The sequence below is a fragment of the Leifsonia sp. Leaf264 genome (assembly GCF_001422325.1).
GTDB lineage: Bacteria > Actinomycetota > Actinomycetes > Actinomycetales > Microbacteriaceae > Orlajensenia.
Map to the genome: position 1 here is coordinate 1,069,645 of NZ_LMMR01000001.1, position 21,342 is coordinate 1,090,986.

Annotated in this window: 20 protein-coding genes and 2 tRNA genes; 10 read left to right on the forward strand and 12 right to left on the reverse strand. The window is 66.5% G+C overall.

What is annotated here, in order from left to right:
- Positions 1 to 10 precede the first annotated feature (10 nt).
- Genes ASF30_RS05100 through ASF30_RS05110 form a run of 3 tightly spaced genes read right to left on the reverse strand, consistent with a single transcriptional unit; the run spans position 11 to position 2,854 of the window.
- Positions 11 to 691 (reverse strand): dihydrofolate reductase family protein, encoded by a 681-nt coding sequence (locus ASF30_RS05100; RefSeq protein WP_055902262.1) that lies wholly within the window; start codon positions 689 to 691, stop codon positions 11 to 13.
- Positions 684 to 1,613, reverse strand: coding sequence for a dihydropteroate synthase (folP, locus tag ASF30_RS05105; protein WP_055902265.1), 930 nt, complete (start codon positions 1,611 to 1,613; stop codon positions 684 to 686). Before folP ends, ASF30_RS05100 begins: the two co-directional genes overlap by 8 nt.
- On the reverse strand, positions 1,610 to 2,854 hold the full coding sequence (locus ASF30_RS05110; RefSeq protein ID WP_055902269.1) for an NAD(P)/FAD-dependent oxidoreductase: 1,245 nt from the start codon (positions 2,852 to 2,854) through the stop codon (positions 1,610 to 1,612). The genes folP and ASF30_RS05110 overlap by 4 nt, the downstream gene beginning before the upstream one ends.
- A gap of 168 nt (positions 2,855 to 3,022) precedes the next feature.
- Here ASF30_RS05110 and ASF30_RS05115 point away from each other — a divergent pair, with 168 nt between their 5' ends.
- On the forward strand, positions 3,023 to 3,715 hold the full coding sequence (locus ASF30_RS05115) for a response regulator transcription factor (RefSeq protein ID WP_055902273.1): 693 nt from the start codon (positions 3,023 to 3,025) through the stop codon (positions 3,713 to 3,715).
- A gap of 74 nt (positions 3,716 to 3,789) precedes the next feature.
- The gene (locus ASF30_RS05120; protein WP_055902276.1) at positions 3,790 to 5,547 is read left to right on the forward strand and encodes a sensor histidine kinase; all 1,758 of its coding nucleotides are present in this window, start codon (positions 3,790 to 3,792) and stop codon (positions 5,545 to 5,547) included.
- 11 nt (positions 5,548 to 5,558) lie between these two features.
- Here the strand turns inward: ASF30_RS05120 and ASF30_RS05125 are convergent, their stop codons facing one another.
- Positions 5,559 to 6,785, reverse strand: a complete 1,227-nt coding sequence (locus ASF30_RS05125) for a hypothetical protein (RefSeq protein WP_157496990.1) — start codon at positions 6,783 to 6,785, stop codon at positions 5,559 to 5,561.
- A gap of 206 nt (positions 6,786 to 6,991) precedes the next feature.
- Between ASF30_RS05125 and ASF30_RS05130 the strand changes: the two genes are divergently transcribed.
- Positions 6,992 to 7,282, forward strand: a complete 291-nt coding sequence (locus ASF30_RS05130) for a WXG100 family type VII secretion target (RefSeq protein ID WP_055902283.1) — start codon at positions 6,992 to 6,994, stop codon at positions 7,280 to 7,282.
- A gap of 156 nt (positions 7,283 to 7,438) precedes the next feature.
- On the opposite strand, the gene groL is transcribed toward ASF30_RS05130, so the two are convergent.
- The 5 genes from groL to ASF30_RS05155 form a co-directional block, all read right to left on the reverse strand.
- Entirely contained in the window at positions 7,439 to 9,058 is a 1,620-nt protein-coding gene (gene groL / locus ASF30_RS05135) for a chaperonin GroEL (protein WP_055902287.1), read from the reverse strand.
- Positions 9,059 to 9,190: 132 nt separating this feature from the next.
- On the reverse strand, positions 9,191 to 10,225 hold the full coding sequence (locus ASF30_RS05140; protein ID WP_082467454.1) for a DUF3048 domain-containing protein: 1,035 nt from the start codon (positions 10,223 to 10,225) through the stop codon (positions 9,191 to 9,193).
- A gap of 94 nt (positions 10,226 to 10,319) precedes the next feature.
- Entirely contained in the window at positions 10,320 to 10,523 is a 204-nt protein-coding gene (locus ASF30_RS05145) for a cold-shock protein (protein WP_055820931.1), read from the reverse strand.
- A gap of 220 nt (positions 10,524 to 10,743) precedes the next feature.
- On the reverse strand, positions 10,744 to 11,292 hold the full coding sequence (locus tag ASF30_RS05150) for a LytR C-terminal domain-containing protein (protein WP_055902292.1): 549 nt from the start codon (positions 11,290 to 11,292) through the stop codon (positions 10,744 to 10,746).
- Positions 11,293 to 11,302: 10 nt separating this feature from the next.
- On the reverse strand, positions 11,303 to 11,608 hold the full coding sequence (locus ASF30_RS05155) for a DUF3263 domain-containing protein (RefSeq protein WP_055902295.1): 306 nt from the start codon (positions 11,606 to 11,608) through the stop codon (positions 11,303 to 11,305).
- Positions 11,609 to 11,766: 158 nt separating this feature from the next.
- Between ASF30_RS05155 and msrB the strand changes: the two genes are divergently transcribed.
- Both msrB and ASF30_RS05165 read left to right on the forward strand, forming a co-directional pair.
- On the forward strand, positions 11,767 to 12,168 hold the full coding sequence (msrB, locus tag ASF30_RS05160; protein WP_055902299.1) for a peptide-methionine (R)-S-oxide reductase MsrB: 402 nt from the start codon (positions 11,767 to 11,769) through the stop codon (positions 12,166 to 12,168).
- A 3-nt stretch (positions 12,169 to 12,171) separates the two neighbouring features.
- Positions 12,172 to 12,723 carry a nitroreductase family protein gene (locus ASF30_RS05165; RefSeq protein ID WP_055902301.1) on the forward strand — a complete coding sequence of 184 codons (552 nt, stop codon included), beginning with the start codon at positions 12,172 to 12,174 and terminating at the stop codon, positions 12,721 to 12,723.
- Here ASF30_RS05165 and ASF30_RS05170 read toward each other — a convergent pair.
- Together ASF30_RS05170 and ASF30_RS05175 are read right to left on the reverse strand one after the other, a co-directional pair.
- Complete coding sequence (locus ASF30_RS05170) at positions 12,707 to 13,699, reverse strand: DMT family transporter (protein WP_235480266.1); 993 nt, start codon at positions 13,697 to 13,699, stop codon at positions 12,707 to 12,709. The genes ASF30_RS05165 and ASF30_RS05170 overlap by 17 nt on opposite strands.
- Before the next feature lie 19 nt (positions 13,700 to 13,718).
- Positions 13,719 to 13,783, reverse strand: a tRNA-OTHER gene (locus ASF30_RS05175).
- 259 nt (positions 13,784 to 14,042) lie between these two features.
- Between ASF30_RS05175 and ASF30_RS05180 the strand changes: the two genes are divergently transcribed.
- The 5 genes from ASF30_RS05180 to ASF30_RS05205 all read left to right on the forward strand — a co-directional run bounded on the left by ASF30_RS05180 (position 14,043) and on the right by ASF30_RS05205 (position 21,022).
- The gene (locus ASF30_RS05180; protein WP_055902304.1) at positions 14,043 to 15,455 is read left to right on the forward strand and encodes a tyrosine-type recombinase/integrase; all 1,413 of its coding nucleotides are present in this window, start codon (positions 14,043 to 14,045) and stop codon (positions 15,453 to 15,455) included.
- Positions 15,452 to 16,996 carry a hypothetical protein gene (locus ASF30_RS22570; protein ID WP_157496992.1) on the forward strand — a complete coding sequence of 515 codons (1,545 nt, stop codon included), beginning with the start codon at positions 15,452 to 15,454 and terminating at the stop codon, positions 16,994 to 16,996. The genes ASF30_RS05180 and ASF30_RS22570 overlap by 4 nt, the downstream gene beginning before the upstream one ends.
- Positions 16,993 to 19,026 (forward strand): hypothetical protein, encoded by a 2,034-nt coding sequence (locus tag ASF30_RS05195; RefSeq protein WP_055902312.1) that lies wholly within the window; start codon positions 16,993 to 16,995, stop codon positions 19,024 to 19,026. Before ASF30_RS22570 ends, ASF30_RS05195 begins: the two co-directional genes overlap by 4 nt.
- Complete coding sequence (locus ASF30_RS05200; RefSeq protein ID WP_055902313.1) at positions 19,023 to 19,469, forward strand: hypothetical protein; 447 nt, start codon at positions 19,023 to 19,025, stop codon at positions 19,467 to 19,469. The genes ASF30_RS05195 and ASF30_RS05200 overlap by 4 nt, the downstream gene beginning before the upstream one ends.
- Positions 19,470 to 19,849: 380 nt before the next feature.
- Positions 19,850 to 21,022: a DUF1254 domain-containing protein gene (locus tag ASF30_RS05205; protein WP_200918421.1), complete on the forward strand. Its 1,173-nt coding sequence runs from the start codon at positions 19,850 to 19,852 to the stop codon at positions 21,020 to 21,022.
- A gap of 130 nt (positions 21,023 to 21,152) precedes the next feature.
- Here the strand turns inward: ASF30_RS05205 and ASF30_RS05210 are convergent.
- Positions 21,153 to 21,223: transfer RNA gene (locus ASF30_RS05210), tRNA-Thr, on the reverse strand.
- Positions 21,224 to 21,342: the final 119 nt, after the last annotated feature.

Consider the following 21,342-nt stretch of genomic DNA (forward strand, 5'->3'; position numbering starts at 1 on the left):
GCGCCGTCGCCTACCCGACGAGAGCGTCGCGCCCGTACCTCAGGAACAGCAGGCGCTCCCCCTGCAGTGCGTGCAGGAGCCGCATCCGTCGCAGCTGCTCCGAGGCACCGCTCAGGATGCGCCCGGCGTCTCCGCCTACCAGTACCGGGCTGAGGCTCAGGCACAGCTCGTCGACGAGGTCGGCGTTCACCAGCTCGCCGAACAGGTGCGGTCCGCCCTCGGAGAGCACCTGCGGGTGGCCGCGTTCGGCGAGCGCCGCCGTCGCCGCAGTCAGGTCGACGGCGTCGTCGCCGAGCACCAGCACCTCGGCGACGGCTGAGAGGGCTTCGCGCCGATCGACCGGCGATCCGGCGTGGGTGATCACGTAGCGGGCTGCATCGGTCGCGGTGAACACCGGATGCCGCGCATCGATGTCGAGTGAACCGGAGACCACGGCCAGCGGCATCCGCACGCCGCCATAGCCCTCGGCGCGCACCGTTCCCGCGCCCACGAGCAGAACGTCCGCGGCCCCGCGGAGCACCTGCATGACCCGCTGATCCTCGTCGTCGCCCAGTCCTCCGCTGCGGCCGTCGACTGTCGCCGCCCCGTCGAGGGAGACGACGAAGTTCATCCGCACCCGCGGCGTCCCCCTGTCGGGAAGCGCGTAGGCGGCGGCGAGGGTGTCGTGGTCCAACCCAGCCGCGTCAGCCATGCCGGGTCTCCCGCACCTCATCAGCCGCCATGTTGTGCCGCAGCACCGCGGGCTCCCGCCATCCGGCGATGGTCTCGATCATCCGCATGGCGTCCACCGTCTGACGCACGTTGTGCACCCGAACGATGCGTGCGCCCTGCAGCACGCAGTACACGGCGGCGGCGATGGACCCCTCCACCCTGTCGCCACGGTCGCGGGCGATCGACTCCCCGATGAAGTCCTTGTTCGACAGGGCGACGAGGGTCGGATGCCCGAGCGCGGTGATCTCCGAGAGCCGGCGCGTGAGCTCGAGCGAGTGCACCGTGTTCTTGTTGAGGTCGTGGCCGGGGTCGACGACGATGCGCTCCGCCGGCACCCCGGCCTGGAGCGCCCTGTCGACCCGCGACCGCAGGAAGTCGACGACCTCCGTCACGACGTCGCCGTAGCGGGGCGCCGGGTAAGCCGTGCGCGGCTCGGCGAGGCTGTGCGTGACGACGATGGTCGCGTCGCTGGCGGCGACGACCTCGGCCATGCGGGGGTCGTGGATGCCGGTGGTGTCGTTGATGACGTGGGCGCCGGCGGCGATGGCCGCCTCGGCGACAGCCGCGTGGAAGGTGTCGACCGAAATGACGGCCCCCGACCCCCGCAGGGCCTCGATGACCGGCACCACCCGGGCGATCTCCTCCTCGACCGGGATCGGCGGCCCCGGAGCGAACTTCGCCCCGCCCACGTCCACCCAGTCGGCTCCGTCGGCGAGAGCCCGGTGAGCTGCCGCGACAGCCGCGTCGAGGGCGAAGGTCGAGCCCTTGTCGTAGAACGAGTCCGGCGTGCGGTTGACGATGGCCATCACGGCCACCTGCCGCGAGAAGTCGAAGGTGCGCGGGCCGATCCGCCGGATCGGCTGGATGCTCGGGCCCGGGGCCGATGCCCTGGACGCGCTCACGCGGGCAGGAGGGAGTCGAGGGCCACGTCGGGGTCCGCCAGCGCGACCGGATCGACCCGCACCCCGGCACGGATGAGCTTCTGCACGTGCTCGTTGACGTCCCAGACGTTCACGTTCATGCCGGCGACCACGTGGCGGTCCCGCAGCCAGAACGCCACGAACTCGCGCCGGGCCAGGTCGCCGCGCACCACCAGCTCGCCGCCTGCCGCGAGGGAGCCGTACCCCGAGTACTCCATGCCGAGGTCGAACTGGTCGGTGAAGAAGTAGGGGATCTCGTCGTACTCGATGTCGGCTCCGGCCAGCGCCCGACCCGCAGCCGCCCCCTGCGAGCCCGCGTTGGCCCAGTGCTCGACGCGCAGTCGCCTGCCGAGAACGGGATGGTAGGCATTGGCGACGTCGCCCGCCGCGAACACGTCGGGCGCGCTCGTGCGGAGGCCGGCATCCGTCACGATCCCGTCGTCCACGGTGATCCCGGATGCCGCGGCCAGGGTCGTGTTCGGGGTCGCGCCGATGCCGACGACCACGAGGTCGGCATCGAGCTCCTCGCCCGAGCCCAGCACGACGCCGGTCACGTGTCCCGAGCCGTGCCCGGGGCCGCGGATGGCGCTCACGGCCGACTCCATGCGCAGGTCGACGCCGTTGTCACGGTGCAGCCCGGCGAAGACCTCGCCCATCACGGGGCCGATCGCCGACGCAAGGGGAACGGCACCGTGGCCGATGACCGTCACGGTGTTCCCATAGGTCGTGGCGGCGGCGGCCACCTCGAGTCCGATCCATCCGGAACCGATCACGACGACGCGTCGGCCGCCTCGGGCGAGCGCCGTGCGCAGCACCGTGGAGTCGTGCAGGGTGCGCAGCGTGTACACACCCGTGAGTGCCGCTCCCGGGCCTGTGAACGCTCGGGGGGAGGCACCGGTCGCGAGGAGGAGCCTGTCGTAGGCGATGCTCTCGTCGCCGACGCTCACCGTGTGGCCGACGGTGTCGAGTGCGGTCGCCTCCACCCCTGTGCGCAGATCGATGTGGTGGGCCGCGTACCAGGCGGCATCCAAGGGGATCGTCGCGGCGGCGTCGTCGCTGCCGAGCAGGTAGCCCTTCGACAGTGGCGGACGCTCGTAGGGCGGCCGCGCCTCCCCGGCGACTACCGTGACCTCGCCGTCGAAGCCCTCGCTGCGCACGCTCTCGGCAGCTCGCGCCGCCGCGAGCCCGCCTCCGACGATGACGATCCGTTGCTGAACGCTCATACCGCCGAGTCTTCCATGCCGGTCGCATGACCGCCCAGCACCGTCGCAGATGGTCGCCGGACTCCCAGCACGCCCGTCACCGGCCTCCGAGACGGGGCATAGTGTTCACCCGACTCGCCTCCATTCGATTCTCAGGCAGGTTTCAGGAAACGCGCAGATACTGGAGCCATGGCTGACGGTCCCCGCATTCTCATCGTCGACGACGAACCCAACATCCGCGATCTCCTCACCACGAGCCTGCGCTTCGCCGGCTTCGCGGTGCGTGCTGTCGGCAACGGCGCCCAGGCGATCTCCGCCGTCCTCGAAGAGGAGCCGGACCTCATCATTCTCGACGTCATGCTGCCCGACATGAACGGATTCGGCGTCACCAAGCGCCTCCGCACCGCGGGCTACACGGCGCCGATCCTCTTCCTCACAGCGAAGGACGACACCGAGGACAAGATCACCGGCCTCACCGTCGGTGGCGATGACTACGTGACCAAGCCCTTCAGCCTCGACGAGATCGTGGCCCGCATCCGCGCCATCCTGCGCCGCACGATGCACGCCGACGAAGAGGCCGTCATCCGCACCGGCGAACTCACCATGGACCAGGACACCCACGAGGTGCTCGTCGGCGAGGTTCCGATCGAGCTCTCCCCCACCGAGTTCAAGCTGCTGCGCTACCTGATGCTCAACCCCAACCGCGTCCTGTCGAAGGCGCAGATCCTCGATCACGTCTGGGAGTACGACTTCAACGGCGATGCCGGCATCGTCGAGAGCTACATCTCCTACCTGCGTCGCAAGCTCGACCAGCACTCCACCGAGCCGCTCATCCAGACCAAGCGCGGCTTCGGCTACATGTTGAAGAGCTCGAAGGGCTGATCCCGGAGGTCGCGGGCAGATGCCCGGTCATCGGTGGGCTGATGCTCAGACTGCATTCGTAGACTGACGCCGCCATGCATGAATCACTCTCCGAGCGGTGGAACCGCGTCTCCCTGCGCAGCAAGATCACCGGTGTCACCGTGTTCATGCTCACCCTCGGACTCCTGGTCTCCGGCATCGGCACGATGGCCATGCTGCGCCAGTACGTGACCCAGCAGGTCGACCAGCGGCTGGAGACTGTCGCGCAGGGCAACCTCAACCGCTTCTTCGGTGGAGACGACGACGGCGAGATCAGTACCGTGACGAGCGAGTCCGCTCCGTCGGACTACTTCGTGGCGGCGTTCGACACCGAGGGCAACCCGATCGTGCACAACTGGCAGGGGCATCCGCTCGACGACCTGCCCGTCATGACGAGCAGCCTCCCGCTCGAGACCACGGTCTCCCTCGGGGGATCCATCCGCGAACTGCGCGACTCCAACGGCACGATGTTCCACGCCATCGCCGTGCCGATCTCGATCGACGCCCAGGGCACGACCGGCACCGCGCTCATCGCGGTCTCGATGCGCGAGACCGACAACATCATGGCCACCTACCTGTCGATCTTCCTCGGCTTCGGTATCGGGGTGGTCATCCTCGGCGGGCTCATCACCCGGATGCTCGTCACGACGACCTTCTCGCCGCTGCGCGAGGTGGAGCGCACAGCCGCTGCCATCGCCGACGGCGACTTCAGCCAGCGACTCGGCGGTGCGACGCCCAACACCGAGGTCGGTCGCCTCAACCGCTCGCTCAACACCATGCTGAATCGCATCGATCGCGCCTTCAAGGACCGCGCGCGCAGCATCGAGCAGATGCGCCGCTTCGTCGGCGACGCCAGCCACGAGCTGCGCACGCCGCTCGTGTCGGTGCGCGGCTACGCCGAGCTGTACCGGATGGGCGCGCTGCAGACGCCGGACGACGTCGCCCAGGCCATGGAGCGCATCGAGAAGGAGGCCATCCGCATGGGCGGCCTGGTGGAGGACCTGCTCTCCCTCGCCCGCCTCGACGAGACCAAGCCCCTCGAGCTCGCTCCGGTCGACCTCGTACCGATCGCCCGCGACGCTGCCCTCGACACCATGGCGTCATCGCCCGATCGCACCGTCACGGTCATCCTGCCGCCGAGCCCGCAGCACCACCTCGAGAACGCCGACGCCGCTGTCTCCCCTGACGACAGCTCGGCGTCCACGACGACCACCCCTGAGCGCCTCGGAACGAGCAATGCCACCGGCCCTGTCGCCTTCGCCGGCGCCACCCTCGCCCGACTGCGCGGGCGCCGCTATCGCAAGGCGGATGCGGCATCCGTCGTCGCCGGGACCATCGTCGCCTCGGCCGCGGCCCCGACTCCAGCCGCCGAACAGGCCGAAGCCCCCGAGGCGATCGTGCTCGCCGAGGAGAACAAGATCCGGCAGGTGCTGACCAACCTGCTGGGCAATGCCATGAGGTTCTCACCCGAGGGCAGCCCAATCGAGATCGGCGTCGCCATCGACGAGTCGACCGACAGGGCCGTGCTCTCGGTCATCGACCACGGCGACGGCATCCCGCCGCAGATCCGCGAGAAGATCTTCCAGCGCTTCTGGCGCGCCGACACCTCGCGCACCCGCGAGACGGGTGGAAGCGGCCTGGGCCTGGCCATCGTGTCCGCGATCATCGCCGCGCACAACGGTACCGTCGACGTCGTCGAGACCCCGGGCGGCGGAGCGACGTTCCGCGTGAGCCTGCCGCTGGCCACCTCGTCCTCGGCACCGCAGTCGCTCGATGCCACGGGCACCCCGACAGCGGCCACGCCCGTCGTCTGACGCGCCCCTCGTCAGGTCGTCAGGTTCTCCACGACGGATCCTGCGATGGCGAGGATGTTCTGACGAGCCATGAGAGTGTCCGGGCCATCTCCCACCCCGTCTCCATCACCGTCTCGGGGCTCCCACGCGACCGAGACCTGGATCCAGTTCCCGTCGATGGTGAAGTCGACCACGCACAGGTCGTCCGGGTCGTCGCAACGCAGCGTCGCCCGCTCCCCGTCGTCGAGTCCGGGGACCGCCACAGTCGCCGCATCACCGAGAAGGAGATGGGCGTCCATGCGTTCGGCACCGGCCCACGCCCCGTCGACCATGGCATTCACACTGCCGATGACCGAGTCCAGATGGGAGTATCCGACGTCGCACTTGCGCGACGCGCCCGTGAACAAGCTCACGATCCAGGCGGTGCCGCGGCTCGGCCCATCCCACCACCGAGCCACGGTGAGGGGCGACTGTCCGGTGAGGTCTTCCGCCTGCTCGGTCGTGAGGAACTCACTGCATTCCGTCGGAAGGGCGAGCGACGGCTCCGCGGGCGTCCATGGTTCGGGAGAGCCCGCCACTTCGGCCTCGAGAGAGGCCGTGATCCCGTCGATGACCGGCTGGATCAGACTGAGAAGTTCGTCTTGGGTCAGGTCGGCTCCACCGGCGAGGCGAGAGGAGCGGAACTCGACGAAGTACCCGTTCACGCGCCCCTCGAAGTAGCATGAACTCACCGAGCCGTCCCGGATCGGCCAGCACCAGGTGTGCATGGCATCCCCGTTGTCGTACGACCACGTGGTTCCGTACTCGGTCCACTCGTCGTCGGTGACGGGCGTGATCGAAAGTGACGCGCCGCCGAATCCGGGTTGGGTGATCCACCAGCGATTCCGCATCTCCGATCCCCACGAACAGAACAGCGCGCCCCGTCCTGCCGGCGCAGCGTGGAGCGGCGAATCGAACTCGACATCAGTCGCCACGTCGAGTGGGGAGACGTCCGGGCCGAGGACGGACGCGACGACGTCCACCGGAAGCGAATCATCACAGCCGATCGGCGTCCGCGGCTCAGGAGCATCGACACCTGTCGACGAGACCTCCGGGGATGCCGTGGACTCCGGCGTCACGGTGGCCGACGGCGCTGGAGTCGGGGTGGCGGATGCAGCGACGGGGTGTGGCGGTTCGGCCCCCGAACGCTGCGGAGACGCACATCCCGCCAACAGCACCAGCGCGAGCATCCCCGTAGCCAGCCCCCACGACTTCGTCATGGGCTCAAGCTAGCGGTTGGATCGTTCAGGGCGACAGCGAGTCATATTCCAACTCGGTAACGCACCCGAGCTCATACGCGAAGCGGAATATTGCTGCTCCTCCCCGCCGCGCCATTCAGCGCACGAAGCCCACCATCCTCGGCTCCGCGAGTTCCGATCGCGCGGGGTTCCTACGATCGGAGGCCACAGGGAGAGGACCCATACCCATGACCACCTACCACGTCGACAGCGACGCCGTCATCCAGACCACTCGGAGCGCCCACGGATCGATCGAACGCCTCCGCACCGAAGTGCAGGCGCTCCTCGGACAGCTCACGAGCCTCGAGGGCTCCTGGAGTGGGCAGGCGTCCGTTGCCTTCCAATCCGTCGTCGCCGACTGGCGTGCGACCCAGCAGCGCGTGGAGGAGAGCCTCGTCGGTATCACCACAGCGCTCGGCAGCGCCGGTGCGCAGTATGCCGAGACCGAGCAGGCGAACCTGCGGCTGTTCGGACGCTGAACGCCTGCATCCGTTCGGCCCACCTTCGACGCACGGGCCCGCGACGTACCGTGGGCCCGTGCGCGCAAGGTGGGCGGCCGGGTCGGCCCGCGCCAGGACGCGAAAGAGGGCGCCTCCCGCAACGGGAGACGCCCTCTTCTCGTGCTTCAGCGGGACTTAGAAGTCCATGCCACCCGTGGGGTCGCCGACCGGAGCCGGGTTCTTCTCGGGCTTGTCGGCGACGACGGCCTCGGTGGTGAGGAACAGGCCGGCGATCGACGCTGCGTTGAGCAGTGCCGAGCGGGTGACCTTCACCGGGTCGTTGATGCCGGCGGCCAGCATGTCGACGTACTCGCCGGTCGCGGCGTTGAGGCCCTGGCCGACGGGGAGGTTGCGCACCTTGTCGACGACCACGCCGGGCTCGAGGCCGGCGTTGAGGGCGATCTGCTTGAGCGGAGCGTCGATGGCGACACGCACGATGTTCGCACCCGTTGCCTCGTCGCCGACCAGCTCGAGCTTCTCGAACGCGGTCTTGCCGGCCTGGATGAGAGCGACGCCACCACCGGCGACGATGCCCTCCTCGACGGCTGCCTTGGCGTTGCGCACTGCATCCTCGATGCGGTGCTTGCGCTCCTTGAGCTCGACCTCGGTCGCTGCACCCGCCTTGATGACGGCGACGCCGCCGGCGAGCTTGGCGAGGCGCTCCTGGAGCTTCTCGCGGTCGTAATCCGAGTCGGTGTTCTCGATCTCGGCGCGGATCTGCGCGACGCGGCCGGCGATGGCCTCCTCGTCGCCCGAACCCTCGACGATGGTCGTCTCGTCCTTGGTGATGATGACCTTGCGGGCCTTGCCGAGCAGGTCGAGGGTGGCGTTCTCGAGCTTGAGTCCGACCTCCTCGGAGATGACCTGACCACCGGTGAGGATCGCGATGTCCTGCAGCTGCGCCTTGCGACGGTCACCGAAGCCCGGAGCCTTGACGGCGACGGACTTGAAGATGCCGCGGATCTTGTTCACGACGAGCGTGGCCAGGGCCTCGCCGTCGACGTCCTCGGCGATGATGAGGAGCTGCTTGCCGGTCTGGATGACCTTGTCGACGATCGGCAGGAGGTCCTTGATGTTGGAGACCTTGCCGTTGACGATCAGGATGTAGGGGTCTTCGAAGACGGCTTCCTGACGGTCAGGGTCGGTGACGAAGTACGCCGACAGGTAACCCTTGTCGAAACGCATGCCCTCGGTCAGCTCGAGCTCGGTGCCGAAGGTGTTCGACTCCTCGACGGTGACGACACCCTCCTTGCCGACCTTGTCGATGGCCTCGGCGATGAGCGCGCCGATCTCGGGGTCTCCGGCGGAGATGGAAGCGGTCGCTGCGATCTCCTCCTTGGTCTCCACCTCCTTGGCGTTGGCGACGAGCTCGGCGGTCACAGCTGCGACGGCCTTCTCGATGCCGCGCTTGAGGCTGATGGGGTCTGCACCGGCGGCGACGTTGCGGAGGCCCTCGCGCACGAGCGCCTGGGCGAGCACGACGGAGGTCGTGGTTCCGTCACCGGCGACGTCGTCGGTCTTCTTGGCGACCTCCTTGACGAGCTCCGCACCGATCTTCTCGTACGGGTCGTCGAGCTCGATCTCCTTGGCGATGGAGACACCGTCGTTCGTGATGGTGGGGGCGCCCCACTTCTTCTCGAGGACGACGTTACGACCGCGCGGGCCAAGCGTCACCTTGACGGCGTCCGCGAGGATGTTGAGTCCGCGCTCGAGGCCACGACGGGCCTCTTCGTTGAAAGCAATGATCTTTGCCATGTGTGATTCTCGTCCCTTCCCGGACGTTTCAATCTGCGTCTAGTTAGCACTCAATCCAAACGAGTGCTAATTCAATTCTGGCACTCTGATGCCCCGAGTGCAAGCCGGTGCGACGCTCCGGGAAGCGAACGTCTACTGCAGCGTGACGGACCCCGTGCCGTTGGGCACCAGCTCGATCCAGGTGTTGCCCGGCGCCAGCCGCACGACCACGCCGTTGCCGTCGACGAAGCGGATCGGGCTCCCGGCGTCGGCCTTCGACCAGGTGGCGTTCACCGTCTTGCCACCGGTGGAGACAGTCGCTGCTCCAGACCCGGTCAGCACGGTCTTCGGCACTTCGCCGTAGGTGCCGTCGATGTCGACCCGCATCGTGATCACGTTCGTCGCCTGCAGCTGCTTGCCGTTGGCGTCGAGGTCGGGAGACCCCTCCTGGTTGCGCAGCCAGACCTTCGTGGCCTCGTCCCAGGTGTAGTTCGGGTATCGCTCCGGGGAGAACGAGACCGCGATGTTGCCCGTGGGCGCACCGTCGAGCGCGGCGGTCGAGGTGGCGATGTCGGTCGAGTACGCCCATTGCTGCTGCGGAGCCGCGAGAGCGGCGGACTGGCCGACGACATCCTTCGCACGCAGGATCACGTTGTGCGGCGCATCGTGCACGTCGTTGCGGTAGAAGATGCCCGAGGTGTCGTAGTCGAAGACGAGGTTCTTCACCGGGGTGGCCATCATCATGTCGACGAAGATCTGCTGGCCGCCGGAGTAGGCGATGATGCCGCCGAACGGCGAGATGATGTCGGGGTCCATCGGCCGAATGGAGCGCACAGGGCCGATCTCATCGGGGACGTCCGACTGCCAGACCGCTGCGTACCGGGTCAGGCCGCCTTCGACGAGTTCCTCGAAGACGATGTCGGTGCGGTCGAGTCCGTACTGCGGCCGCGCTTCCTCGTGGTTGTCGATCTTGGCTGCGAGAGACGGATGCGCGAGGCTCCCCGCCGGCACCGTCGTTCCGCGCAGTGGGGCGATCTCCGTGGCGGCCGGCGCCTCATAGGTCGAGACGTACGCCGGCTCGGTCGGCGTCGGACTCGCCGACTTCTTCGGTGGCGCCGCGGTGCATCCCGCTGCCAGCAGGAGCATGGGCAACACGATGATCGTGGACAGCACTACTCTTCGACGCATCCGCACCCCTCAGTCGGTTCCTCGACGAAACACTAACGCCGCCCGGTCACCCGGACGGCGTTAGGACACGGGCTGAGCCCGCAGATCGTGCTGATCAGGCGAGTCGGACGGACTCGGCCTGAGGACCCTTGTTCCCGGTTCCGACTTCGAAGACGACCTGCTGGCCCTCCTCGAGAACCTTGTAGCCCGCCATGTCGATGGCGGAGTAGTGAACGAAAACGTCCTGACCCCCACCGTCGACCGTGATGAACCCATAGCCCTTTTCAGCGTTGAACCACTTGACGGTTCCGTTCGCCATTCGTTGCTCCCATTGCTGTGTAACTCGCAGCACCTGCCCAATTGCCTGTACCGGGCCTGTCGCAGTGAACTGCGCCTGCTTCCCCGCTCTCGCGGAAAACGTTCGACCAGCACCAGATGTTACTGAAATCGACGGCGACGACAAGGGAAAGAACGCTGCTTTTCATCGCAGATTGGCAACGATTCGTCACAGACCCCGTGACAGGCGCTCGAAGCGAGCGTCACGCCGGGGATTCGTAGTCGGAACCGATCACCAGCACGAGCTGCGCTCCGGCGTCGGCGAAGTCCTGCGAGAGCTGGACGTCGGCCCCGGGGACCGCCGCGGCGAGACCGCGGGCAGCGCCTTCGAGCGTGGGGTCCGCGTAGTAGACGACGGTGTCCTTGTAGTCCTGCTTGTCGGCGTTGGATGCAGCCCCGACCGTCCAGCCCGCTCCGCGGAGGGTGTCCGCCACCTCGCCGGCGAGGCCGGAGGTCGCCGTGCCGTTCAGCACGGTGATCGTCACCGACGGGTCCTGGGTCGGCTCTGCCGTGGCCGTGGGCGCGGCTGTCGACGTCTCGGGCGCTGAGGTGTCACCGGGAGCTGCATCCAGGCCGGAGTTCAGCATCATGATGGCGACGGCGCCGATCGCGACGAGCACGATGGTGGCCAGAGCAGCCCAGCCGAATGCGATCCAGCCACGGCCGCGCTTGCGGGGGGAACGGTGGGCTCCGACCCGCTCGAGATCCTTGGGGATGTCGTCGAAGCGGTCTTCAGGGTACGAGGTGGCCATTCTTCCCGGTTCAGTTCGTGTCGTCAGTTGTGCCGAGGGAGCGCCGGCGGCGTGCAGCGGTGCGGGTGTCGCGCAGACGCTGCAACCTCTTGACGAGCATGGGGTCGTGCGCGAGTGCGAGCGGCGAGTCGATGAGGGCTCCCAGCACTTGATAGTAGCGGGCGGCGGAGAGGCCGAATTCGGCTCTGATCGCCTGCTCCTTCGCCCCGGCGTGCACCCACCACTGGCGCTCGAATGCGAGCACGGCCTCGTCGCGTTCCGACAGGCCGGACGACGTGCGCGAACGGTCGTGTCGGCTCTCATTCGCCTCGGCCATGCGCACCTCCCACAGACGACCGCGACCGGTTCGGGTCGGCTTGCCGCCATCCTATGCACGAGCCATCGTCCGGCAGCTGAGCGCGACCCGGCTCGTCGGAATGCGATCATCGATACTGACGTTGTCGTTCTCGACGACGTGTTCCCGGAAGGATCCCCATGAGTTACCAGGTTTCGAAGTCCGACGACGAGTGGCGCGAGGAGCTGGGCACCGAGCAGTTCCAGGTGCTGCGCGAAGCCGCGACCGAACGGCCGTGGACCGGCGAGCTCCTCGACGAGGAGCGCGGCGGCATCTACACCTGCGGCGCCTGCAACGCCGAACTGTTCAAGAGCGGAACGAAGTTCGACTCCGGATGCGGCTGGCCGAGCTTCTACGAGTCGGTGCGCCCCGAGGCCGTGCAGCTGATCGCCGACACCACCCTCGGCATGGAGCGCACCGAGGTGCGCTGCGCCAGCTGCGGCTCGCACCTCGGCCACGTGTTCCCCGACGGCTTCGGCACGCCGACGGGCGACCGCTACTGCATGAACTCGATCGCGCTCAACTTCACCCCCGACGCCTGACTCGTGGGGTCAGCCTTCGAAGCCGCCGGTGAGCGGCGTTCCCGGTCGCGGGTCACGGATGCCGCACCGACACGCGACGAGCTGCTGAGACTGCTCGGAGCCGCCGGACGCGTCGCCGACCACGGGTCGCTCGCCCCGTGGCGAGTGATCGAGCTGCGCGGCGAGGCCCGCGAGCGACTCGGACGGGCGCTGGCGGCCTCGGCACGACGCGCCGGCCGGGACGGCGACGCCCTGCTGGGAAAGCCGCTGCGGGCGCCGCTGCTGCTCGCGATAGTGAGCCGCAGGCAACCGAGCGAGAAGGTCGACGGCTGGGAGCAGGACGCCGTGGCTTCGGGCGTCGCCCACACCATGAGCCTGCTGCTCGACGAGGCCGGGTGGGGCGTCATGTGGCGCACCGGTCCCTACACGCGCACCAAGGCGGTGCGGCGCATGCATGCCCTGGCGAAGAACGAGCGACTGCTCGGCTGGCTCTATGTCGGCGGCGTCCCCGACGGCATCCGCGAGCCCAGGCGCAAGCCCGTCGACGCCGGAGCGTTCCTCACGCTGCTCGGCTGAACCCGCGCCAGTTCACGCCGGCCACGACGACGGCGGCGAGGGCCAGGACCGTGCCGATGACCGTCGACACGGCGAGGGAGCCGGCGTGTCCGGGCAGCATGGTGTCGATGACGATGGCAGCGACGAGCTGCCCGGCGATCATCGCCAGCGAGAGCACCAGGGTTCCGGTGATGCGCACGAGGACGGCGGCGGCCGCGATGAAGACGCAGCCGATGGCGCCGCCGAGGTAGAGCCACGGTTCGGTCGGCAGCGACTGCGGCCAACCGGCGGCGAGCCCGTGCACGAGGAAGGCGACCAGCAGCACGACGGTGCCGACCGCGAAGTTGCCGACGGTGGCGGTGAGGGCGCTCTCGGCGCTCTCGCGCACCCGTCCGTTCACGGCCTGCTGCCAGCCGAGGCCCAGGCCGGCGAAGAACGGCAGCAGCAGCATCCAGAGCGGCGCTGCCCCGCTCAACTGCGTCGCCACGGAGATGACGACGGCCAGGACCGCCAGCGCCGCACCCACGACGCGCGGCACCGTGAGGTGGCGGGGTCCGCCGGAGACCAGAGTCGTGCGATCGACGAGCAGTCCGCTGATCGACTGCCCGGCCACTGTGGCGACGCTGAACAGCGCGACGCCGAGGATGGCGGCGGTGAGTCCCTGGCTGAGCACGAGGAAGGCTCCGGCGGCACCGCCGCAGAGCATCCACCAGCGCAGGCGGCCGTCGCGGAGGGCTGCGGGCAGACGGCGGAATCCGGCTCGTCCCGGACGCCACACGGCGAGGGCGATCAGCAGGATGACGAGGCCGCTTCCGAAGGAGATCAGCGCGGCGGCGAAGCCGTCGTCGAGGCGTTGGCCGAGCTCGCCGTTGATGCGCGACTGCACGGCGACGAGGACACCGGCGACCACTGCACAGGCGATGGCGATGATGACGGCGGAACGAGCCGGCGGGGAGTGAGTCGTCACCGTCTCGGCCGGCGCGTCCTGCTGTGTCACGTGTGTTTCCCCCGATCGGGGCCGGCTGCGGGACTCGAACCCGCAACCCCCGCTTTACAAGAGCGTTTGCTGCGGTCAACCGGCGTGTCATACCTTGACCTACTCCACTGTGGTGCATTCTCATTTGCAATACCTCACCATCGTGTTACGGCGCGTCCTGCTGTGTCACGTGTGTTTCCCCCGATCGGGGCCGGCTGCGGACTCGAACCCGCAACCCCCGCTTTACAAGAGCGTTTGCTGCGGTCAACCGGCGTGTCATACCTTGACCTACTCCACTGTGGTGCATTCTCATTTGCAATACCTCACCATCGTGTTACTTGATTTGCGACGACAAGGGGCTCCAATGAGGAAGTTCCTCTTCGATTCGAAGAGTGTCGACGAATTGCACCCGTCGCCAATTGTGAGCCTCCCCGATGGTATGCCCTTCGTTCTGGACGACGACTTCACGCCGGTCGAGGAGATCAACACCTGGCTACGCTCATTGCCCCAGCGAGGATGCCACTCGCCCCGCACGTGGAGCGGCTACGCCGATGACATGGTCGCGTGGGCTTCCTTCCTTCAGGAACGTGGCAAGTCAGTCTTTGACGGGCACGAAGCTCTCGTCCAAGCGGTCGCTCACTATCGGGAAGTCCGCTTGCAGGGCGACCCCGACGGACCATACGAGCTGCTCGGACCGAGCGCGTGGAACCGCGCAGTAGCGGCGATGGAGAACTTCTACTCCTGGGCCGTCGACGAACGCCGAATCGTGTCGAAGCCGTTCAGATACAAGCAAGTGCGAGTGTGGCAAGGAGCACTCGCCGGCGAGACCACGCAGAAGAACCTCGCGAAAGCAAGAGCGGGCTCTCCCCTGGCGACGATGCGGCATCTCGAGGTCGACTTCGCTGACATGTTCATCAAGGTCGGCCTGGGTGGTGAGCTCCTCGACGGCAAGCCGGATCTAGCATTTCGCGGTCGTCTCGCAGCCCGAAATCGAGCGTTGGGCCACCTGGTGAGGCGCAGCGGTCTTCGGCGCCAGGAGTTCTCCAACCTGCTCGTTTGGGAGGCACCTCGCTCCCTCGGTCCGTTCAGTGACTACGTGGCTCTGCCGGTCCCCCGGACCATCGCCAAAGGCGCTCATGCGCGTGTCACGTGGGCGACGAATGAGGCGCTGGACGATGTCCGAACCTACATCGATCTCGAACGTGCGATCGCAGTGGAAGGCTCCGACTGGATGCCTGAGCGGCCACTGCATGTAGAAGAGCCGAATGAGCGTTCTGGCATCGTCAATGGCCGACGGGTCACTTGGGCGAAACTCTCCATTCAGCACCGACGCCGGCTCGTTGGTCCCAACGGTGGAAGTGCTCTACTCTTCGTCAGCAGCAACGGTTCGCCGGTCGAGGAGAACAACTGGCGGTACACGTTCGCCTCGGCCGCCGACCGATGCCGGGAGTTCTCGCCGACATTCCCAGACGTCACTCCTCACATGTTGAGGCACACGTTTGCGATGGAAACGCTCACCGCCCTGACCCGGGGTGCCCTCTCCCGCGCTGAGCGCCTCGCACGAGTTACAGGTGCCGACCCTCTGCTGATGGCGATACTCCGTCGCAACGATCCGCTTCTGGTCCTGCGCGACCTTCTCGGTCACAAGCACCTGTCCACCACAGAGGTCTACCTCGCCGCCCAAGACGCCACTACCGTGCTCACGGACGCCGAGCTTGACCTCCTCGAAGAGCTAGACCTTGCCGAGACGGACGAACTCGACGACTGGGCATCATGACTGTCAGCCCCCAGCGCTTGGAAGAAGTGCCGCTGGGCCTCCGACTCGCCTTCCTCAACGATGACCCGCTCCACATTCCGCTCCACAGACTGCCCTGCCGGCCAGTCGTTCGATCCCTCGCGTTGGGTCTCCTCGACGCTACGAACGCGTTGGGCGACATCAAGACGAACTGGACGGCACGTCACTACACCGCGGCAATCGCACGATTCGCCCGTTGGCTGGACAGCCAAGGGTTCGCTGGTGACCTTGACGAACTGACCGTCGACCATCTCTACGAGTTCGGACGGTATGAGGAGTCAAGTGTAGAGCGGCGGACCCGTGCTCTCCTCCGATCGGCTACACCCGCTGCAGGCGTCAAACGGCCCGTCACCGATGAAGTTCGGGAGCATCTCAACGGTCCAGCGATCAGTCCACCGAAGCCGAAATCGACTCCTCTACGCGCTTATACAGCGGGCGAGTATCAACGTCTCGTTGCGGCTTGTCGTGCCGAGATTGAGTCGTGGGATCAAGTGCGTCCGCGGACGTTGCCTGATGCACGTGTCACTCTCGCTTTCCGCATCCTCCTGGGGCTTGAGCTCGGCTTGCCTCCTGAGTGCGTTGATGCGCTTCGCGTCGAGGACCTTCGCTGGCAAGGAGAACGTGACCTCCGTGTCGAGTTCGTGAAGCGACGCGCAGACGGGCCGCAAGCCAGGACGTTCCGAGCTTCTGGCCGATGGTCTGGTCCAAAACTCATCGAGCGATGGCTCCAAGCCTCCGCTCCGCTGCGCGTCAATGAAGATAGCGGCGCGATATGGATCTGGTCCCCACGGCCGGGTGAGGCTGAAACCGTCAGGTTCTCGGCAATCGCGTGGTGGGGGCGGCGCAAAGCGTTCCTCCAAGCTGCCGGCCTTGAAGACGACGACGGCCGACCACTCTCCCTCGACATGCGCAGGCTCAGGACGACGTGGACTGCACGAAAGTCCAAGTACTGGCACGGCGCGGTCACCGTCGATCCCAACCACAGCGCGAAGGTGGAGGGGGACAACTACCTGACGCGATCGGCCGACCTCGATGAAGTCGATACGACGATCGAGGGAGCCCAGCAGGACCTCATGAGGCGTGCGCAAGCGGTCGCCCTAGTTGTGGCTGACGAGGACACACTTGCCGACGCGGTCGATGACCCCACGTTCGCAACGCAACGAGGGGAAGGCTCCAACAGCTCGGGCTGGGACATGTTCGCTGCAGCCTGTCGCGACCCGTTCTCTTCACCGTTCGGCCCGAAGGGTACCTTCTGCACCGCCGCCGTCTGGTCTTGTCTCGTGTGTCCGCTCGCAGTGATCACCCCATCCAAACTGCCAGCTCTGATGCGGCTCGAAGGGTACTTGCGTGACCAATCCGCAGCCGTCACGCAGACGGAATGGCTACGCATCTACGGCCCGGCCTGGGTTCAGCTCACGACCCGCATCTTCCCGAAGTTCGCCGAATCGGTGATCGCCGAAGCAAGGCGGATTGTCGAAGAGAACCTCGACCTGCCGATGCCAATTGAACCCTTGGAGTCATGATGAGCCTCGACCGTGCACTCGAGCTAACCCAATCGCCTTCGGAACCGCCGTCCGCCTTGTTTGCGCCGGAGCTCGACGTGTACGCGATCCTCCCTGCCCGGGCGCCCTCCGGAACACCGCCCACACGTTTCGCCGACGCTCGATGGCGTCTCGACAGCATTCCCACCTGGCCCGCCTATAGCCCCCGATCCGACCTGATCTGGGACACCATCGAGAACCCGAACTGGCGCGTCAGCGCCAAGGAGGTGGCGCTGTTGCTCATGCAACCGAAGGAAGCCATCGAGCGGCGCCTTCCTCGGGCGCGACGAAAGCCATACCCGCCATGGGCGATGCCCTACCAGCGGCTCTCCTACTGGCGACGATGGTTCGCATTCCTGCAAAGCAACGGCCACACCAGTTTGGCGACAGTGACGCAGACCACCTGCGATGGGTTCCTCAAGACGATCACTCCGGACTCGCGTCACATCGCCATCACCGCCATCCGCGCATTCGCGGACTACGGTCCCGCGCTCACCTACGACCGCTACGCAGCGGACTTCCGCCCTTGGGGAGACTTGAGCGCTAAGAGCGCATCGGAGCAGCCAGGGCTTGGCGACGCCGGCAACAAGACTCCTCCGATTCCGGATCGGGTATTCGCGCCGCTGTTGGCAGCGTGCCTACTCCTCGTCCAAGAACTCGGCCCGGACCTGATCGCCGCCCGCGCGGAGCTAGCGAGACTCACCGCGATCCCGTCATCACGGGGCAGTGTGCGAGTCGATTTCGATGCGCGACTCGACGACTACCTCGCTGCGGCCCGCCGGGATCAGCGAGCGATTCCGCAAGCGCAGCGTTCGTATGGTCGCTCACACGCCATCGACCTTCCCATGGTCGCTCTCAATATAAGCCTGCGCGATCAGAGCGCTCTACTGCGGCCAGATCGCTGGGCCAAGCTGACGCAGGCGGCCGACGAACTCGGGCTGGCCCGGACGGGCCTGAATACCCCCGGGACACGCTTCTCCTTCAGCCGGTCGATGATTAGCCACATGACTCGAGTGGTGTCGACCGCCTGCTACGTCGTGGTCGCTGCCCTTTCCGGCATGCGCTCAAGCGAATTGGCCGCCATCGAGCGCTCGGCCTACCGCCGCGAAGTTCTCGACGGCGGAGTCGTCCGCTATCGCGTCCACAGCAAGCTCCTCAAAGGCGAACCGCCTGGGGGTCGCAGAGAGATCTGGACGGTGGTCGAGCCGGTCGCGGACGCCCTGCGCCTCGCGGAACAGCTTTCAGACGACAACCACCCGTTGAACGGCCAGTACTTCTCGGAGTCGATTTCCGAACTGCGCGGCTGGGTAAACGGCGCCGGCGCAGCGCACGGACTGGAACAGATCCCGTCCGACTGGGAGCTGCGCCCACGACAGTTCCGACGCACTCTGGCACGTGAACTCGCCTGGCGGCCCAACGGTGTGATCGCGGGCAAGATCCATCTAAAGCACGTATCGGTCGCTACGACCGAAGGGTATGCCGGTCGGCGCGGCGAATCCGCCAACGCATTCTTGGCCGAAGTGGAGTCCGAACGACGGCGAGCTGCCGAACATGAGGTGCGGGTCGTCATCGAAGCGGTCGAACGTGGTGAGCCTGTTGCCGGTCTTGGCGCACGCTCCCTAGTAGCCGCAGTGGCCGCGCTGCCCGATGCGACCACAGACGGGCCGCAAGTGCGCCTCCGCGACGATGCCCTCGTTGCGCTCACTCGCGCACGCGCTGACACCCTCCACATCACGCCGCTCGTGCACTGTTGGTTCACCGATCCCGAACGCGCGCGGTGTCTACGTGGAGTCGCCGACAAGAGCCGACCTATCGTCGGATCATGTCAACCCGACCTGTGCGCTCAAGCGACGATCCACGACAAGCATGCCCCCATCTGGGTATCCGGAATTGAGGATCTGCGGGCAACTCTGAAGGACATTCGGGTACCTAAGGGCGAGCGAGAGCGACTGGCCGCGAAAGCCCAACGCATGGAAGAAACGATCGCACCCGTCGTGGGGAGGATGCAGTGAACGAACCATCCAGCTCGGTTACGGAGCGAAATCAACGGCGGCTTCGGGACGCCGCAGAGCGGCTTCTTGCCGGGCGCGCCACCGTTTCGAACGGGAAGCTCACACTCAAATCGTTGGCTGAGGAAGCCGGAGTACCGCGTCCGTACCTCTACAGGGCTGAGTACAAATCCATCGCGGAGGACTTCGAGGAGCAAACCCTTCGAATCCAGATGCGGGGCACCTCACCGGACCCGAGGGTGGCCGAAATCGAGCACCTTCGCTCTGAGCTGGCGAAAGTTCGCGGACGAGCCAAACGCCATCACGACGACCTCGTAGAGGCCCGGAAGGACGTGAAGAAGGCTGCGACTCAGATCGCTTACCTGACCGAGCAGACCAGGGCACTGCGTGAGGAACTCAATGCCGCCCAGAACGTCGTCAGCCTCGCCGGGCGGGCGAAGGGCTGACTGCGGGCGTGAAGGTGTCGGTCAACACCGCACCGACGACCGCGGCGAGGGGCGGCGCCGTGGGCCGTCATCGAGTGGGCGGGCATTCACGCGTCAGTAAGAAACGCCCTCGACTTACCTGCCGACCCCAGACAGGATAGGAGGACGTTCCCAGACTGCGGGGACACGAGATGGGGGCGTAGATGTCGACAACTGTTCCGGGGCCGGTTTCAGGCACCACGATGACGGATGCGTACGTAAAGGCTGTTGGCCGGTTCGCATATGTGTGGGGCTGGCCGATGGTGTCGATGATCAACCGCCGCACAGGCCTCACCTCCGTACCGGAGCCTGGAATGCGCGGAGGAGTCCTACCGAACGCTCCAGTCGGTCGGGTCTGCATGATGACCGACTACATCGCGCCAAGTCAGCGTTTCGTCGCCTGCACGAACCAGGACGTCCTCTACGGTTTCGGATTCGGAAGCCTCGACGAGCAGCCGGCCGTCTTCCAGATCCCCGACTTCGGCGATCGCTTCTGGGTGGCCGCCGCATGGGATCACCGCACGGACTCGTTCGCGCAGATGGGCACGCAGTACGGAACCGAGGCCGGCTTCTACGCCGTTGTGGGACCGAACTGGAACGGCGAGATTCCCGACGGGATCACCGGCGTCTTCCGCTCGCCGACTGCACTCGCCGCCTTCTGCCCGCGGGTCTTCATCGAGGACACGGCCGAAGACCGAGCCGCGGTTGCCGCCCTGATCCCGAAGGTGAACATCTACCCGCTCGACGAGTTCGACGGCACAGTGCACGAGTACGACTGGGCCAACGTGCCCAGCTTCCCGGTGCCGGAAGCGGCAGCGGAGGGGGAGATCCACTGGGTGAACCCAGACACCTTCTTCGACCAGCTCGTCGACGTGCTCGCAACAGTGCCTCCCCTCCCGGGCGAGGAAGCTCTGTATCAGCAGTTCAGCGCCCTGCTCGATGCTGCAGCCGCTGATTCATCGGTGAAGTCGGCGCTGGTCGAAGCGGCCCGTGAAGCGGAACAGGAATTGATCACCCCGCTGCTTCGCTGGGAGCACAACGGTCCTGAAGCTGGCAACGGATGGTACTCACCGAAGAACAACTCGGCGTTCGGCACCGACTACCTCACCCGCACGGCGATCGCCCGCTCGAACATGTTCGAGAACGCGCCCCAGGAGACGAAGTACATCTTCACCGACACGGACGTCGACGGGAACCAACTCGACGGCACCCACAGCTACACGGTCACCTTCGCCGCCGGCGAACTTCCGCCGGTGGACGGCTTCTTCTCCCTCACCCTGTACAACCAGCACCACTTCTATTACGAGAACGAACTGGGCCGGTACTCCCTCGGTACCAAGAACCCGGACCTGCAGTTCGGTAACGGCGGCTCCTTAACCATCTACGTCGGCAACGAAAAGCCCGCCGATGCACCCGCGAGTAACTGGCTGCCAGCTCCTGCCGAAGCGTTCTCCGTGTACATCCGCGCCTACTGGCCGAAGCAGGCGATCATCGATGGCACATGGCTGCCGCCCAAGGTGGAACGCGTCAGCTAGGTCGCGCGTCTGGATCTCGCTCAGGATCTCCGTACGCCCGATCAATGCATTCGCGCGCGCGAGCCTCAGAGGCTTGTCCCATCTACGACTCGCCGAAATCACTCGGATTTGCCGAAGTGAGAGAGCTGAGAGCCGGTGGCGGGAATCGAACCCGCGACAACTGTTTACAAGACAGCCGCGTTACCACTACGCCACACCGGCAGAAACCACGAAGAGTGTTACACACGCCTCCTGGCGTCGAATATTCAGTTGTGGGGTATCGCGCTTCTCTTGGTGACACGGCGGCACTGTTACACGCCATTTCCGCAGCAAAAGAGCGG